Raw genomic sequence first — 16504 nt, 5'->3', positions numbered from 1 at the left:
CAGCGTTTGGTACACAAATATACTAACATTTAGGGCCATTTCGGCAAGCAATTTAATAACTATCTCTATTAATAATCATTTCCTGCTATTCAACCAAGTACACTTTGCAATTTGTAATGTGCAATTTGTATTATCACCACCACCGTTTAATGATAATATAGAGCCAGTGATCAAAGTGAGCCTACGGTTAGACACACCTTCGTTTAGTAAGATAATTTTTTCTCCTTGCCGTACTCAATGCCTTAGATCTATAGCTAAAGAGAAGAAGATAGCGTTCGAAGTATTATAATAGGTATCTTATATCTTAACTCCTAAAGTTTAAACTTCGTTTTTTAAGACTTATTACAATATAGCTTTATACTCAATATGTCTGCAATATCCAATCAATTAAAACTAACTCGTACTGCAGTGATCACTTGAAGAGGAAGTTGTTCTAATCAATCTATTTGGCAGTATACACATAATCGATAAATGCCTCATTACCGGACGAAAAGAAATGCTCTTTAATAATCAACCCTTCTACATTATAATTGTAAATGTGTCGTCTAATAAGATCAGAGTTACCATTATATTTAATGTCAGACTCCACTATCCAACCTTGGTCGTTATATACATAGTTAGTTACCTGATTCATATCCATACTTGGAACATTGATTTCCATTTTTGCGACATTGCCCCTTGAATTATATGTGTAATTTACGCTATATACGAGACCTATCTTAGGAAGAAGAAGACTGGTATATTCACTACGAATAACCAAATTAAGATTATTGTAGGTAAAGATTTCTTTGTTAATAGCCGTGTCGGTATTGCCAGCATAAATCGTTACAACAGACTTTTTGCCATTGCTTCCATAAGTGAACGCTAAACGCTTGATAACAGAGTTATTTGCTCCGTATTCTTTGTATCCATATTCTTTGACTTCGAGCGTGTCACCACTGTTATTATAAGTGCACACAGAACGAATACCGTCAACCATTTGTTCAACTCTTCTTCCATTTTCATATTTATAAGTCCCAATGTGTTTGTGTGATGTGCTGTCAGAATGTATTAATACATAATCAGTAAGATTTCCGTTATTGTCAAAATTGCTTTTTGAGTAAAGTCTTCGCTTGGCTGCGTTTGGAATGCCGTTCTCTACTGGTATCTGAAATTGTTCGATCTTCGAATACTTTTGACTATTTGCCTTTAGCTTTGGTTTTATCAATGATTTTGACTGTTTCAAATCTTCCAGGTGGCGTAAATGAATCTCAGTTTTGATTTGAATAGAATCAGTTCCTATTCTCACATTCAAGCCAGGTTCTACAAATGTTAGATTTGTAGTATCATTTCTATCTTCACCGTCAATTGCGAAAGGTAATCTACGCTTATCCCCTTTTATATTGTGTTTTTCATAGAACTCTTTTAGAGTGGAGATTTTAAAACCTGCCTTCAGAGTAATCTCAGCTATAAGTGATACCTCTTTCAAACTTCCAAATCGTTTTTCAATTTCCTGCAAAGGCAATACCCTTATATCCGCAATGGCTGAATTGTCGACAACTAGGTTTTTGGTAACTATTTCTTTTGAGGACGCTGATGCTTTTATAATCCAAAACCCTGGTGCTCTTTTATTTTTTTCCTGACCATGCGAGAGTAATGGAAATAACAGCACTCCTATACTCATAAGTAATTTTATTTTCATGCTGGAATTATTATTATTTGGTTATAATCTAGTGTAATATATGAAATTACATGTGGCGAAAATTAAACTTTGTCTGGTTATTATAAAATGATAAATGAGTAGCTAACAGTTTCCACTGAGTATTCTGCAAGATTTACGCAAGAACTAAGTATTTATGCTAAAAGCGTTCCTTTTTTGAGACTGATTCTACTTTTCACATTTCTAAATAAACCCTCATTATTTGGTAATCAGGAAGGCTCGAAAATATTTTGATTATATCCTGTATATGACTTCTTAAAACTTATTTCCTTTAGGATTGATTATCATAAACTCATTCCATAATTCAAATCAGATTTTTAGTTTTTGATGATGAGTTTTTGATAAATTGCATTGCACAAAAACGAAGGTATTGACGTAATTTTAACATTATAGCATTCTTTCTTGATAATTAAGCAGATCTACTTCATTTCACATGAATAAAATACTTTCAATATATTTAGCGTGTAATGTTTATCAAGGACATGTAAAGTTCAATTTAGGACGATGTCAAGTTTTTCCAGGACTATGTAAAGCTATTCTAGGACTATACAGCGTACACTTCCCCCTGCACTACTTCGGCATTAACGGTTAACTCAGTGCACATTCCTTGGGAAAAGGCACCCCGTTTCCCAAGGAATGTGCACTGAGTTACCTAGTAGTTCCCTATTTGTTCCGACCGATCGAAGGTCTCTTAAAAAAATCGGTCGTTCAGCCTCTGATCTGGAGTCCAGTATTTTCGGATTTATCGAAAAGCACGAAGAGTTTCGCCGACATAATACCGGACATTTTGCACAAACGGCGGACATTCGCGGACATTTCTCTTGAAGATTAGTTTAGCTTGTTTAATCACCATACGTTTGTATCAAATAGCACAAGCGGGTACATGGCTAAGCTACTAGTAGCGTAAATATGGGGGTGTTAGTTAGTTGCTTACTGCGAAGCGGGCATGAAAAGTTCTTTGACGTATTATTATCATTCCTGGGCCGTCCGAAAGGTTTTTCCAACCAGTTCATTGACCGGTTAAACCACTATTAGGAATAAGGATTACGGAATCCCCGATATTTGATCTATTTTTGCGCTTCAATTTTAAAAAATGGAAAATTCCAGAAGACCACAAAGACCAAAAGAGAACAATGAATTTATTTTCGGTATCCGAGCTGTAATTGAGGCAATAAAAGCTGGTAAAGACATTGAAAGTATTTACATCCAAAGAGGTTTGGGAGGTGATATCATTCTGGAACTAAAAGCGCTGTTAAAGGAAGTTGATGCTCCGGTGCATAACGTTCCCGTAGAAAAGTTAAACCGGATGACCCTTAAGAATCACCAGGGTGTCATCGCGGTTGTCTCTGCAATTACTTTCCAGAAAATCGAAGATATCATTCCTTTAATTTACGAGAAAGGGGAGACTCCTCTGATTTTGATCCTTGATGGAATAACAGATGTAAGAAATATGGGAGCAATCGCAAGAACAGCTGCCTGCGCTGGAGTTCACGCCATTGTTGTGCCCACTAAAAACTCTGCACAGATCAATGCAGATGCAATTAAAACGTCTGCCGGTGCGCTGTTTACCATACCGGTTTGCAGACATCCAAACCTGCATAAAACAGCTCTATACCTTCAGGAATGTGGTCTTCAAATTGTTGCATGTACAGAAAAAACAACTGACCTGATCTACGCACCAGATTATACTGGGCCAACTGCCATCGTAATGGGTGCAGAGGATGAAGGTATTTCCAATGAGATCTTGAGGATGGCAAATCATCTCGCTAAAATCCCAATGATGGGAGAAATCAGTTCTTTGAATGTTTCCGTATCAGCAGGGGTTATATTATACGAAGCAATTAGACAAAGAACAACTTAACTAGTTATCCTCAAATAGGTATCCACTGTAAGCTAATCCTTTTGCAACGCTAATAAAGTTATCTCCTGAATGTATGGGCTTTTCAGGAAACTTGTCGTTGAATAAATTATTAACTGCCGAAACCATGGATGTGCCGCCTGTTAGAAACAAACTGTCAATATCAGTTGTAAGGATGTTATTTTTAAGCAAGAACTCGTCAAGATACTTACTGATCTTGTTCAAATCCTTTTGAATTATCTGGTCATATTCCATTCTCGATACCTGCTCATCAATTTCGATTCCCATCTTAGAATATAAAAAGTCTGTATTTGGATTGTTTGACAATTCAAGTTTACTCCGTTCGATAGCTTGGAAAACAGAGTAGCCAAGATTGTTTTCTGTGAGTGTGATTAGATTTTTAAACTTTCTATCTTTCTTCGAATAATGGTAATAGTTGTCCAGATCGTTTTTTATTTTCTGACCATTGAAGAAATTCATCTGTTCCCAGGAGCAGATATTAGCAAATAGTGAAACAGGAACATTAAGCATTTTACCTGGAGCTGCTTCGTAAAGGGTGTGTTTTCCAAAATATGGAGTGCCTTTTTCCCACATGAAGGAAGAATCAAAATTGTCTCCGCCAATGTAGATTCCTCCGGTCGCAATAATATCTGTATGCCGTTCTTTTGCACCTGCTCGTTCTGGATCTAGTGAGAGAAAGGTAAAGTCAGTCGTTCCTCCGCCTAGATCCGCTACAAGTACTTTTTCTTTATGCTTTAATGTCCGCTCATAGGCAAAGGCAGCACCAATTGGTTCAAACTGAAACCTGACATCTGAAAAACCTGCATTTGATGCCGCCTGATTTAGCCTTTTTTGCGCCAGGATATCTTTGGAAGCATCATCATCATCAAAAAAAACAGGCCTGCCAATAACTGCCTTGCTACAATCGACACCGGTAATCACATCAGCCCTTTGCTTTAATTCCTTCAAAATCAAGGTCACAAGATCCGAAGCATTTAATCTCCGGTTGTAGATTTTGGTTTCTATAAAACTGCTTCTTGGTAGAATACGCTTGATAGATTTCATGAATCTACCGCTCATTCCATCAGTTACATAGGCCTCAATAGCCTCTTTGCCCACAACATATTTTAACGGTGCTGAACTACTCTGATCTGAAAAAAAGTATAAAAGTGAAGGGACGATGATGGTTGCAACGATCTCTTTCGAGTCTTCATTGTATATGGAAAGAGCAGAATTGGTTGTCCCAAAATCTATTCCATAGAGAAAATTACCCATGTATTTTTACGCCTTAACTTTAGATGTATTTTGTTCCAAATCTCGATTTTACATCAGCAACAATTTGCTTAATGCTTTGCTCTTCAGACCGGGGACAAATTAATAGGGTATTGTTTGATTCTACGACGATATAATCATGGAGGTCCTGAAGTATAACTAACTTATCCTTTGGAACATTGACCATACAATTAGAGGAATTGAACATCATTACCTTCTCTGAAGGAATCACCGCATTACCAACATAGTCATGTTCTGCAATATCATAAATTGAAGCCCATGTTCCAAGGTCAGACCAGCCAAAATCAGCAGGAAGCACGTATACGTTTTCCGCTTTTTCCATTATTCCAAAGTCAATAGAGATATTTGTACATTGCTGATAAGCATCGCTAATAAATTCGCCTTCATTCTCGGTATTATAAAGGAAATTTCCCTGATAGAATATCTCATGCATTTCTGGTAAATGCTTTTGAAAAGCTTTATTAATAGAATTGGCAGACCAGATAAAAATCCCTGCATTCCATAGAAAATCTCCACTTTGAATAAATGACTTTGCTAAGTCTAAATTGGGTTTCTCAGTGAAAATCTTTACTTTGAAAATCTCCTCATCAGTCGGTAATGCGTGCTCGGTATATTGAATATATCCGAAACCTGTATCAGGGCGACTTGGTTTGATGCCAAGTGTTATCAGGCAATCATTTTCTGCTGCTGCTTTTAAAGATTGATCAATAGCAGCTACAAATGCATCTGGATTAGTAATTGTATGATCAGAAGGAGCAACAACAATTGTTGCATCCGGATTCAACATCGCAATCTTCATTGAGCCATATAAAATACATGGTGCCGTATTGCGCATGATTGGCTCGGCAAGTATTTGATTGTCACCAATATCAGGTAGCTGTTCCTTAATTATAGCTTTATATATCTCGTTGGTAACTATAAATATGTTTTCGGCTGGACAAATCTTAAGGAATCGTTCATAGGTACTTTGTATAAGAGTTTTACCAACTCCGAAGAAATCAATAAATTGTTTAGGGTATTCAGTTCTGCTAACGGGCCAAAACCTACTACCAACACCGCCAGCCATTATAAGGGCGTAATTATTTTTATTCATATTTGAACTCTCTAAATAATACCTTCCTGAAGAAGGTCATGTAAATGTATCATACCGAAGTACTTATTAGAATCGGTAATCAAAAGTTGCGTAATATTATTCCCTTTAATTAATTCCAATGCCTGCACAGCAAGCACTTCTTTATCAAGATGTTTTGGATTCTGGGTCATAATATCTTTAGCAGTAATGTCTGTCAAATTAGAATGTTGTTCAAGCATTCGTCTGATATCACCATCCGTAATTATTCCCAAAATGTCATTGCCATCAATAACAACAGTAGCACCTAAACGGTTTTGACTGATTTCAACAATAACATCTTTAATAGATGCGTCTGGGTGGATACTTGGTTTTGCGTTGCGTACGGCTAAGTCGCCTGTTTTAAGATATAAACGTTTACCAAGCGCCCCTCCGGGATGAAATTTCCCGAAATCTTCTTCGTTAAAATTGCGGGCATTCAAAAGACAGATCGCCAAGGCATCTCCCATGGCTAATTGAGCGGTAGTACTGGTAGTTGGGGCCAAGTTGTGTGGGCAAGCCTCTTTTTCAACATAGGTATTTAGGACAAAATCCGCTTGTAAAGCAAGTTCTGAATTCAATTCTCCTACCATACCAATTATGATATTTCCAGTTTGCTTAAGCAAAGGTGTGAGGACCTTAATTTCAGGGGTATTTCCGCTTTTAGAAAGACATATTACGACATCGTTCCTCTGAATCATCCCTAAGTCGCCGTGCACGGCATCTGCTGCGTGCATAAAGATTGAAGGGGTACCTGTTGAATTAAAGGTAGCGACAATTTTTTGAGCTATAATTGCACTTTTACCTATTCCTGTTACAATTACACGTCCTTCACTTTTTACTATTAACTCTACAACTTTAACAAAGTCTTCATCGATATTTTTTATGAGACCTAATATTGCATGGGCTTCTAAGTTTAAAGTGCTGACAGCCTCCTGTATTATGGATTTTTTACTTTTCAAACAGAATTATTTAGTATATTGATGCTTTGTAGTAATGCAAAATTATGTTATTTTGAAGTAAAAATAGCACTGAATATTTTATATAAGAAATGGATGTGAAAAAGTCGTTGTTTGACAACTTACAAACCTTTTTTGGTTTTGATAATTTTAAAGGTGATCAGGAGTCGATCATCACAAATGTTCTTGAAAAAAAGAACACTTTCGTTATCATGCCAACAGGAGGAGGGAAGTCTATTTGCTATCAATTACCCGCATTAATGCAAGGTGGAACTGCCATCGTAATCTCCCCTCTTATTGCCTTGATGAAAAATCAGGTGGACCAGTTAAGAGCATTTGGAGGAAGTGACAGCATAGCGCATTTTCTAAACTCTTCACTCAATAAAGCAGAAATTGCGGCAGTAAAAACTGATTTGTTATCAGGCCAGACTAAGTTATTGTACGTGGCTCCTGAATCGCTTTCAAAAACAGAAAATATCGAGTTTCTAAAGCTTATTACCATATCTTTTGTGGCCGTTGATGAAGCGCATTGTATTTCAGAGTGGGGTCATGATTTTCGACCGGAGTACAGGAAGATCAGGCAGGTAATTCAGGGCCTCGGGGATAATATACCAATTATAGCACTAACCGCAACGGCAACGCCAAAGGTTCAACAAGACATTATAAAAAATCTTCAGATGTCTGATGCCACGCTATTTAAATCTTCATTTAACCGTCCGAACCTCTTTTATGAAATTAGGCCGAAAAGAGACGTAATAAAAGAGATTATTAGGTACATAAAGCAAAATACAGGCAAATCTGGAATCATATATTGTTTGAGCCGTAAAAAGGTTGAAGAAGTAGCTGAGACCTTAAGCTTGAATGGTATAAAGGCATTGCCTTATCATGCAGGTCTTGAGCCAAAAGTCAGAGCAGATACCCAGGATAAGTTCCTTATGGAGGATGTTGAAGTGATCGTTGCGACCATAGCTTTCGGAATGGGTATTGATAAACCTGATGTTCGTTTTGTTATTCATCACGACATACCTAAAAGTATGGAAGGTTATTATCAGGAAACTGGAAGGGCCGGCCGGGATGGAGGAGAGGGTATTTGTATTGCTTTCTATGCACAGAAAGACGTCGATAAGCTTGCTAAGTTTATGAAAGACAAGCCTGTTTCAGAACGGGAGATTGGTACACAAATCCTTAAGGAAGTTATAGATTACGCAGAGTCTGGTGTGTGTAGAAGAAAGCAAATACTGCACTATTTTGGTGAAAATTTCAATGAAACAGGTTGTAATTGCATGTGTGACAACTGTAAAAAACCTAAACAGCAGTTTGAAGCTGAGGATTCCTTAGGGATTCTTCTAAAACTTATTAAAAAAATAGGGGAAAAATTTGATGATGCTCATATTCTTAACTTGATTATGGGCTCAGAAACTGCTCAAACAATTGCCTATGAACATCGGAAACTTCCTGAGTTCGGGATTGGCGTTGTTGAAGGGGTAAATCATTGGAAATCCTTGATTAGGCAAGCGGTATTAAACAATTTCTTATCTAAAGATATAGATAACTACGGTTTGCTTGCCTTAACAAATATAGGATTGAATTATATTGAAAATCCTTACAGCCTTAAATTCATACTTAACGAACCAATCGAAAGCGCCGCCGATGACGATGAGGATGATGTAAAGCATGGGTCAGGTACCTTAGATACCCAATTGCTCCAACTGTTAAAAGATTTAAGAAAGAAGATTGCGAAACAAAAGAACGTACCGCCTTTCGTCGTCTTTCAAGATCCTTCTTTAGAAGAGATGTGCACTCATTATCCAATCAGCACAGAAGAGTTGAAGCAGATCTCTGGCGTTGGGAATGGCAAGGCTATGAAATTCGGTAATCCTTTTTTAGAGTTGATCAAAAAATACGTTGAGGATAACGACCTAGAGCGTCCGATTGATTTAATTATTAAAACACAAGCCAATAAATCTCAGCTCAAAGTCTCAATAATCCAAAACATTGATAGGAAGATTGGTCTTGAAGATATCGCCAAATCAAAAGGGATCACTTACGACGACATTCTTAAAGAGGTGGAGGCGATTGTAAACTCTGGAACCAAACTTAACTTAACCTATTTTGTAGACGAGATTATAGATGAAGATAGACAGGGTGAAGTATTTGACTATTTTCAGTCTGCAGAAAATGACTCGATCGACGAAGCGTTGAAAGAATTAGGTGAATCCGATTACTCCAGAGAAGAAATTCAATTAATGCGTATTAAGTTCATGTCAGAACTAGGAAATTAAAACACTATCATGATCAATTTTTCATTAGATAAGCTCAAGAACCAGAAGTCCAATAATTTTTTTCTAATGGCTGGTCCCTGTGCCATTGAAGGTGAGGATATAGCGATGCGCATTGCCGAAAAGATTGTAGTACTTACTGATAAGCTTCAGATACCCTATATCTTCAAAGGTTCCTACCGAAAAGCCAACCGGTCAAAAGGCAGTTCCTTCTGCGGTATTGGTGATGAAAAGGCACTTAAAATTCTTGAAAAGATAGGCAAAACGTTTGATGTACCTACCGTAACAGATATTCATGCACATGAAGAAGCAGCAATGGCTGCGAGCTATGTAGATATATTGCAAATCCCCGCATTTTTATGTCGTCAAACGGATCTTTTAATCGCTGCAGCTAAAACTGGGAAAGTAATTAATGTTAAAAAAGGGCAGTTTTTATCTGCAGGTTCCATGAAGTTCGCAGTAGAAAAGATTGTCGAAGCCGGCAATAACAGAGTGATTTTAACGGATAGAGGTAATACATTTGGTTATCAGGATTTGATAGTAGATTATCGGGGCTTGCCCGAAATGCAAACCTTTAATGTGCCTGTGGTAATGGATTGCACTCACTCTTTACAACAGCCAAACCAGACTAGTGGTGTAACGGGTGGAAAACCTGAATTAATCGGGACAATCGCCAAAGCAGCCATCGCTGTTGGCGCGGACGGACTTTTTATTGAAACCCATCCTGATCCTGTCAACGCAAAGTCAGATGGCGCCAATATGCTACATCTTGATCTTCTAGAAGAATTACTTGTAAAATTGCTGAGAATTAGACAGGCAGTTATTTAAACTTTGGTAACGACGAAGGACGTTCTTCTATTCTGCTGTCTATTTGTTTCTGTCTCATTATCAGCTATCGGATGTTGCTTTCCATATCCTTTGAAGCTCAATCTTTCAGCTCCAATTTTTTGTGTGATCAGATAATCATAAACCGATTTCGCCCTGTTCAGCGATAGCTTCTCATTTTGTGCATCATTGCCTATATTATCAGTGTGGCCTTGGATCTCAATGTTTAAACTAGGATTCTTCATAAGAAGCTGGGACAAATTATACAGTTCGGTGAGCGATTCAGGAAGCAGTATGAACTCATTTGTATTGAAAAAGATGTTTTTTAAAACTACGTCCTTACCAACCTTTATTTTCATAAGCTTGACCTGAATAAGAAATGGCTTGTCATAAGAGCCTTTGACCGGAACAATATTTTCAGAATAAAATAAGTATCCATCAGCACTTACGTTAAGCGCATAATTTCCGCTAATAGGCGTCACAGCAAGAAATTGACCATTTTTAGCCGAAGTATAATCGTTATAAGCAATTTTTTCATTTGCCACATTTACCATCTGAATTTCTGCATCGAGAAAAATTCCTGTCTCTTTATCAGTAACCGTTCCCTTAACATAACTAACTGGCATAGGCTTTTTATCTCTTGGCATTTGAAACTGATAAATGTCCATATCGCCATAACCGCCTTTTAGATCTGATGAAAATAATCCTTGAGTTCCATCTAGAGAAACAATAAGACCAGTTTCTTCATTGAAAGTGTTAATTGGGTAGCCAAGATTCTCTGGTGTTGTCCAACTTCCACTGCCATCCATTCTGCTTAAAAAGATATCCTTGTTGCCCATCCCCGGCCAGCCATCAGAAGAAAAGTATAAAGTTCTTCCATCAGGATGTAGAAATGGCGTATGCTCATCGTAAGGGGTGTTTATTTTAGGACCTAAATTAACTGCAATACTCCAATACCCATCATTTTGCAATGTGCTTTTCCATATATCATAGCTGCCATAACCACCAGGCCGGTTACTTACAAAATACAGTGTACTACCATCCGGACTTATTGCGGGCTGTGAATCCCAATAGATTGAGTTTACCTTATTGCCAAGGTTGAATGGAATCCCCCAATCGTTGCCCTCTTTGTGAGATAAGTAAATATCGCATCTACCAAATCCATCCGGCCTGCCACAACCGGTAAAAAACAAATACGACCCGTCAGGCGAGATAGATTGAGCCCCTTCATTGAAGTTAGAAGTATTGATTTTCTCACTTAACCCTTTTGGATCTATCCAGTTTCCATCGATACGCTGAGAGATATAAAAGTCTTCATTTTCATTTATTGATCTGCTAAAGATCAACGTATTTCCATCCGCTGTTAAGGAAGGGAAATAGTCTCTGCCTGCCGAGTTGATTTTCGGACCCATATTTATTGGTTCGTATTTAACAGGATTTTGTAACGCTTTTTTCGCAAACTCGGCATCGACAGTATATTTTTTAGCTTTAACAGTGAAGTCCTGATCAGTTCCTTTATACTGCTGTGTGAAATATTGAATACTTTTAAGACCATTTTCATAGTCACCTGTACCAAGCTCCGCTTCTGCCAAGCCAAAGTAAACTCTGGGATCTAGATTTCCTGATATAGAAATGGCTGTTAAATAGGCAGATTTTGCCTTTGGTAAATCTTTCAGCCGTCGGTTTAAATCTCCTAACTGAATGTAGGCATACTGAAAACCGGGGTCATATTTTACTGATTCTTCCAGTAACCCGATAGCAGCTTCGTATTGATCTTTTTTAAGAAGGAACTGCGCTTTTTCAAAACTACTCTGGGCCTTTTTTACTGTTGAGTTCTGAGCCCAGCTAAGTTGGGCTATAGGAAAACACAGGATAATTATTAACCACTTTCTCATTGAAGCAGGATTAGCTTAATCAATAAAGCTAACACTAAATGCTTATAAATTAAGGAATATTGAGAAATTTGTGGGTCTGCAGAGATATTTCCCACTTGGGATTAGCCATCACGTATTCAATAATCAGTGGTGTGATTTCTTTCGATTTAGACCACTCAGGTTGCAGATAGAGCTTGCAGTTCGGTGACACTGTCGCTGCGTATTCCTCAGCCCATTTGAAATCACTTTTGTTGAAAACTATTACTTTTAGCTCATTTGCAAAAGGGGTGATGTCTGGTCGTGGAGCTTTAAATTTTTTAGGAGATAAGCAGATCCAGTCCCAATCTCCGGACAAAGGGTAAGCGCCAGAGGTCTCTATAAATGTAAGGATGCCCTTTTCATGAAGCTTTTTTGTCAAGTAGTCCAGATTGTAAATTAAAGGTTCTCCACCAGTGATAACTACGGCTTTTCCTGGGAAACTACTAGCCTTTGTGACGATGTCGTCAGACAATGTAAGCGGGTGCAATTCCGCGTCCCAGCTTTCCTTAACATCACACCAATGACAACCTACGTCACAGCCCCCTAAACGGATAAAGTAGGCAGCTTTTCCGGTATTAAAACCTTCTCCCTGGATGGTGTAAAATTCTTCCATCAATGGAAGTAGCGTGCCGTCTGCTGGTATTTGATGTGCCATATTTAAGGCCGCAAAGGTAAATAAAATAATGTAAGCAAAAGTCAAAGTACGTATATTGACACTTTTAATGACCGCGCTATGAAAATGTTCATATTAAAATAAAATGTCTCATTTAAACTGGATTAAAGTAAACGACAACATTCCTGACGATGATTTCGTAAAAGAAATTAAGTTGGATGGAAAAAAACTATGCCTGATAAAAGATCATGGCAAGCTTTACGCCGTTGAAAACTCATGCCCACATGCGGGAGGGATTTTAAGTGGAGGCTGGTGCAAGAATGGCAATATCATTTGTCCAATTCACCGCTGGGAATATAGCCTGGAGAATGGGAGAGGGGCTTCAGGCCAGGGAGATTATGTCAATACCTATCCGGTTGAAGTCCGCAATGATGGACCTTACATTGGTTTTGAAAAAAGCTTTTGGAAAAGGCTTTTTTAGTTAACCTAATTAATAAATTTGGCCTTTAGCTGAAGCAAGTGTGTTTTTGAGTAGACCTACAATTGTCATTAATCCCACACCCCCAGGAACAGGGGTGATCCAGGAAGCTTTCTCTGAAACGCTTTCAAAATCAACGTCACCAAACAACTTGTAACCTGATTTTGTAACCTCAGAAGTTTCTCGATTCATCCCCACATCTATCACAATTGCACCGGATTTTACCATATCAGCTGTTATGAAATTTTTCTTTCCTATAGCGGCAATAATTATATCAGCTTGAAGCGTAATCTCCCTTAAATTAGTGGTTTTACTATGCGTTAAAGTGACCGTACAGTTGCCAGGATTAGCGTTACGGGCCATGAGGATACTCATCGGACTACCTACAATGTTACTTCTTCCTACAACTACGCAATGCTTTCCTAAAGTATCAATGTTGTACGCTTCTAGCATCATCATAATTCCGTAAGGAGTCGCAGGGATAAAACAGGGCAAATTACGCATCATTCTACCCAAGTTCACCGGGTGAAAACCGTCTACATCTTTCTTGTAATCAATGGTTTCGGTGACCCGCTCTGGATCGATATGTTTAGGTAGTGGAAGTTGAACAATTAATCCATCAACACCTGCATCGGCGTTGATTTCTTTTACTTTTTTTAATAATTCCTGTTCAGTTACAGAATTATCGTAACGTACTAATGTGGATTTAAAACCTACTTTTTCACAGTTCTTCATTTTGCTGGCAACATAGGTTTCGCTACCACCATCGTTACCGACTAATATGGCAACAAGATGTGGCTTTCTGCCACTTTCTGCTAAGAATGCGGCGGCTTCTTCAGCAATATCTAGTTTGACTTTCTCTGATACGTATTTTCCGTCAAGTAACTTCATGGTCAAGTCTTGTTGCCTTCTAAATTTAAATTAATCAAGTTTCAATACTGCCATAAAGGCTGTCTGAGGAATTTCTACATTACCGACCTGGCGCATGCGCTTCTTTCCTTTTTTCTGCTTTTCCAATAATTTACGCTTACGTGAAATATCACCACCATAACACTTCGCTGTCACGTCTTTACGTAAAGCTTTAACTGTCTCTCTTGCTATAATTTTTGCACCAATCGAAGCCTGAATAATGATCTCAAATTGTTGACGAGGAATTAATTCTCTCAATTTCTCGCAGATTCGTTTGCCGAAATCATAAGAATTGCTTCGGTGGATAAGTGAAGATAATGCATCGACGGGTTCTCCGTTAAGAAGGATATCTAATCTTACCAAGTCGGACTTACGATAACCAATTTGATGGTAGTCAAACGATGCATAGCCTTTGGATATCGTCTTTAGTCTATCGTAAAAGTCGAATACTATCTCACCCATAGGAATCTCGAAAACAAGCTCTACACGATCAGATGTAAGGTAAGATTGGTTGACAATTATTCCACGCTTCTGAATACAAAGCGACATTACTGGGCCAACAAACTCAGATTTTGTAATAATATTCGCTTTAATGTAGGGTTCTTCAACGTACTCCAACTTACTTGGATCAGGAAGGTCAGATGGATTATTTACAATAATCAGGTCAGATTTTGTCGTCATGGCCTGATAAGAAACGTTAGGCACTGTAGTAATTACAGTCATATCGAACTCACGTTCCAAACGTTCCTGGATAATCTCCATATGTAGCATTCCGAGGAAACCGCATCGGAATCCAAAGCCTAGTGCAGCTGATGATTCCGGTTCAAATACGATAGAGGCATCGTTAAGTTGTAACTTATGCATAGCCTCTCTCAGCTCTTCGAATTCATCTGTATCAACAGGATAGATTCCCGCGAATACCATTGGTTTAACTTCCTCAAAGCCCTTAATAGGCTCCAAACTTGGTTTGTCTTTATGGGTAATTGTATCACCGACCTTTACTTCTCTTGCCTCTTTTATACCAGAGATAATGTATCCCACATCTCCAGTTTTTATGACATCCTTAGGTGCTTGCTTAAGCTTAAGCGTACCAACTTCTTCGGCAATGTATTCTTTACCGGTTGCAACAAACTTAACCTTATCACCTTTTCTGATCTCTCCATTAAGTACTTTAAAATAAGCAATAATACCTCTGAAAGAGTTGAAAACAGAATCGAAAATGAGCGCCTGAAGCTCACCTTCAGGATTACCCACAGGAGGAGGAACACGCTCAACAATTGCTCTAAGAATATCGTGAACTCCTTGTCCGGTCTTGCCTGAAGCGGGTATAATTTCTTCCCTTTTGCATCCAATCAGCTCGATTATCTGATCTTTTACTTCTTCCGGCATTGCACCGGGTAAATCCATTTTATTTAGGATCGGAATGATTTCAAGATCATGTTCCAATGCCAGATATAAGTTCGAGATGGTTTGAGCCTGAATACCTTGTGAAGCATCTACAATAAGCAGTGCTCCTTCGCAAGCTGCAATTGATCTTGAAACCTCGTAAGAAAAATCTACGTGTCCAGGCGTATCAATCAAGTTAAGAATATAAGGTTGCCCATCCTGTACGTAGTCCATCTGGATGGCATGACTTTTAATGGTAATTCCACGTTCACGTTCCAAATCCATGTCATCAAGCAACTGCGCTTGAGATTCCCTTTGCGTAATCGTGTTGGTATATTCTAATAAACGGTCAGCCAGAGTGCTTTTTCCGTGGTCAATATGTGCAATTATGCAAAAATTACGTATATGCTTCATCAGTTGCGCAAAGATAATATTTTGCCTGAACTATTGGCTAGGTCAATGAGATTCTTTACTGTAGCGCTGTCTGTTAAACTATAACTGTATTCATCGGTATCTCCACCCATGCTAATGTTATTATTCTTAAAGGTCATATTACTGCTAAAAAACTTTCTGGCAGAACCATGAAATTCCTTAATGCCAGTCTGATTAACAATTTCAGCAATGTTACTCTCGGATACACCAGCACCGGCCATTATAGTTATACGATCGCCCGCCTGTTCTACGAGCTGTTTTATAACTTGTAAGCCATTAAAAGCCGATGCGCTTCCTCCGGAAGTTAAAATTCGATCACATCCGAGCGAAATAACATCTTCCAAAGCTTTACAAAGGTCGGCGCTCATGTCGAATGCGCGGTGAAAGGTTACTTTCATAGGTCTGGCCAGAGCGATTAATTCAGAACACCTTACCATGTCAATCGTTCCATTTGCTGTTAAAATTCCAATAACAACTCCATCACAGCCTAGCTTCCTGCACATTAAAATGTCTTCACGCATGAGTGTAAATTCAAGATCACTGTAAAGGAAATCGCCACCCCTTGGTCGTATAATTGGATAAACGTCAATGTTTAAATATTCTTTTGCCAGCTTTATCTGGGCGTAACTTGGTGTTGTTCCGCCTTCCAGGAGATTGTCGCAGAGTTCCACGCGAATTGCTCCTCCTTTCTCTGCCTGCAAGGCCGAAGCGAGCGAGTTCGCACAAACTTCCATGTTTATCATATTGTCTCC

At 38.4% G+C, this 16504-nt stretch carries 13 protein-coding genes; 4 read left to right on the top strand and 9 right to left on the bottom strand.

What is annotated here, in order from left to right:
- Positions 1-442: 442 nt before the first annotated feature.
- Positions 443-1681, bottom strand: a complete 1239-nt coding sequence (locus ACHFIZ_RS07795; RefSeq protein ID WP_410884539.1) for a hypothetical protein — start codon at positions 1679-1681, stop codon at positions 443-445.
- Between the two features lie 1111 nt (positions 1682-2792).
- Between ACHFIZ_RS07795 and rlmB the strand changes: the two genes are divergently transcribed.
- Entirely contained in the window at positions 2793-3560 is a 768-nt protein-coding gene (rlmB, locus tag ACHFIZ_RS07790; protein WP_410884537.1) for a 23S rRNA (guanosine(2251)-2'-O)-methyltransferase RlmB, read from the top strand.
- On the opposite strand, the gene ACHFIZ_RS07785 is transcribed toward rlmB, so the two are convergent.
- The 3 genes from ACHFIZ_RS07785 to ACHFIZ_RS07775 are packed head-to-tail and all read right to left on the bottom strand — an operon-like array spanning position 3561 to position 6920.
- Positions 3561-4832 carry an Hsp70 family protein gene (locus ACHFIZ_RS07785; RefSeq protein ID WP_410884535.1) on the bottom strand — a complete coding sequence of 424 codons (1272 nt, stop codon included), beginning with the start codon at positions 4830-4832 and terminating at the stop codon, positions 3561-3563.
- 19 nt (positions 4833-4851) lie between these two features.
- On the bottom strand, positions 4852-5943 hold the full coding sequence (locus ACHFIZ_RS07780) for a mannose-1-phosphate guanylyltransferase (protein ID WP_410884533.1): 1092 nt from the start codon (positions 5941-5943) through the stop codon (positions 4852-4854).
- A gap of 11 nt (positions 5944-5954) precedes the next feature.
- Positions 5955-6920, bottom strand: coding sequence for an SIS domain-containing protein (locus ACHFIZ_RS07775; RefSeq protein WP_410884531.1), 966 nt, complete (start codon positions 6918-6920; stop codon positions 5955-5957).
- A gap of 89 nt (positions 6921-7009) precedes the next feature.
- Between ACHFIZ_RS07775 and recQ the strand changes: the two genes are divergently transcribed.
- Positions 7010-9199: a DNA helicase RecQ gene (recQ, locus tag ACHFIZ_RS07770; RefSeq protein ID WP_410884529.1), complete on the top strand. Its 2190-nt coding sequence runs from the start codon at positions 7010-7012 to the stop codon at positions 9197-9199.
- A 9-nt stretch (positions 9200-9208) separates the two neighbouring features.
- Positions 9209-10024 carry a 3-deoxy-8-phosphooctulonate synthase gene (kdsA, locus tag ACHFIZ_RS07765; RefSeq protein WP_410884527.1) on the top strand — a complete coding sequence of 272 codons (816 nt, stop codon included), beginning with the start codon at positions 9209-9211 and terminating at the stop codon, positions 10022-10024.
- Here the strand turns inward: kdsA and ACHFIZ_RS07760 are convergent.
- On the bottom strand, positions 10021-11916 hold the full coding sequence (locus ACHFIZ_RS07760; protein WP_410884525.1) for an OmpA family protein: 1896 nt from the start codon (positions 11914-11916) through the stop codon (positions 10021-10023). The genes kdsA and ACHFIZ_RS07760 overlap by 4 nt on opposite strands.
- Before the next feature lie 49 nt (positions 11917-11965).
- The gene (locus ACHFIZ_RS07755; protein WP_410884523.1) at positions 11966-12589 is read right to left on the bottom strand and encodes a 7-carboxy-7-deazaguanine synthase QueE; all 624 of its coding nucleotides are present in this window, start codon (positions 12587-12589) and stop codon (positions 11966-11968) included.
- A gap of 103 nt (positions 12590-12692) precedes the next feature.
- Here ACHFIZ_RS07755 and ACHFIZ_RS07750 point away from each other — a divergent pair, with 103 nt between their 5' ends.
- Positions 12693-13028: a Rieske (2Fe-2S) protein gene (locus ACHFIZ_RS07750; protein ID WP_410884521.1), complete on the top strand. Its 336-nt coding sequence runs from the start codon at positions 12693-12695 to the stop codon at positions 13026-13028.
- Positions 13029-13037: 9 nt separating this feature from the next.
- Here ACHFIZ_RS07750 and ACHFIZ_RS07745 read toward each other — a convergent pair whose 3' ends face one another.
- From ACHFIZ_RS07745 to ACHFIZ_RS07735, 3 genes are read right to left on the bottom strand one after another with little or no spacing between them, the layout of a single operon-like run.
- Positions 13038-13916, bottom strand: a complete 879-nt coding sequence (locus ACHFIZ_RS07745; protein ID WP_410884519.1) for a bifunctional 5,10-methylenetetrahydrofolate dehydrogenase/5,10-methenyltetrahydrofolate cyclohydrolase — start codon at positions 13914-13916, stop codon at positions 13038-13040.
- A gap of 30 nt (positions 13917-13946) precedes the next feature.
- Positions 13947-15734 carry a translation elongation factor 4 gene (lepA, locus tag ACHFIZ_RS07740; protein ID WP_410884517.1) on the bottom strand — a complete coding sequence of 596 codons (1788 nt, stop codon included), beginning with the start codon at positions 15732-15734 and terminating at the stop codon, positions 13947-13949.
- Positions 15734-16495 (bottom strand): copper homeostasis protein CutC, encoded by a 762-nt coding sequence (locus tag ACHFIZ_RS07735; RefSeq protein ID WP_410884515.1) that lies wholly within the window; start codon positions 16493-16495, stop codon positions 15734-15736. The genes lepA and ACHFIZ_RS07735 overlap by 1 nt, the downstream gene beginning before the upstream one ends.
- Between the last annotated feature and the right edge of the window lie 9 nt (positions 16496-16504).

It is taken from the genome of Pedobacter sp. JCM 36344 (genome assembly GCF_046546555.1).
GTDB lineage: Bacteria > Bacteroidota > Bacteroidia > Sphingobacteriales > Sphingobacteriaceae > Pedobacter.
The sequence above is the reverse complement of the archived record's forward strand: the minus strand, read 5'-3'. Positions and strand labels throughout refer to the sequence as shown.

Coding starts and splice junctions, on each gene's coding strand:
- ACHFIZ_RS07760 (WP_410884525.1), bottom strand. CDS start 11,916: ATGAGAAAGTGGTTAATAATTATCCTGTGTTTTCCTATAGCCCAACTT.
- ACHFIZ_RS07745 (WP_410884519.1), bottom strand. CDS start 13,916: ATGAAGTTACTTGACGGAAAATACGTATCAGAGAAAGTCAAACTAGAT.
- recQ (WP_410884529.1), top strand. CDS start 7,010: ATGGATGTGAAAAAGTCGTTGTTTGACAACTTACAAACCTTTTTTGGT.
- kdsA (WP_410884527.1), top strand. CDS start 9,209: ATGATCAATTTTTCATTAGATAAGCTCAAGAACCAGAAGTCCAATAAT.
- ACHFIZ_RS07735 (WP_410884515.1), bottom strand. CDS start 16,495: ATGATAAACATGGAAGTTTGTGCGAACTCGCTCGCTTCGGCCTTGCAG.
- rlmB (WP_410884537.1), top strand. CDS start 2,793: ATGGAAAATTCCAGAAGACCACAAAGACCAAAAGAGAACAATGAATTT.
- ACHFIZ_RS07785 (WP_410884535.1), bottom strand. CDS start 4,832: ATGGGTAATTTTCTCTATGGAATAGATTTTGGGACAACCAATTCTGCT.
- ACHFIZ_RS07780 (WP_410884533.1), bottom strand. CDS start 5,943: ATGAATAAAAATAATTACGCCCTTATAATGGCTGGCGGTGTTGGTAGT.
- lepA (WP_410884517.1), bottom strand. CDS start 15,734: ATGAAGCATATACGTAATTTTTGCATAATTGCACATATTGACCACGGA.
- ACHFIZ_RS07795 (WP_410884539.1), bottom strand. CDS start 1,681: ATGAAAATAAAATTACTTATGAGTATAGGAGTGCTGTTATTTCCATTA.
- ACHFIZ_RS07750 (WP_410884521.1), top strand. CDS start 12,693: ATGTCTCATTTAAACTGGATTAAAGTAAACGACAACATTCCTGACGAT.
- ACHFIZ_RS07755 (WP_410884523.1), bottom strand. CDS start 12,589: ATGGCACATCAAATACCAGCAGACGGCACGCTACTTCCATTGATGGAA.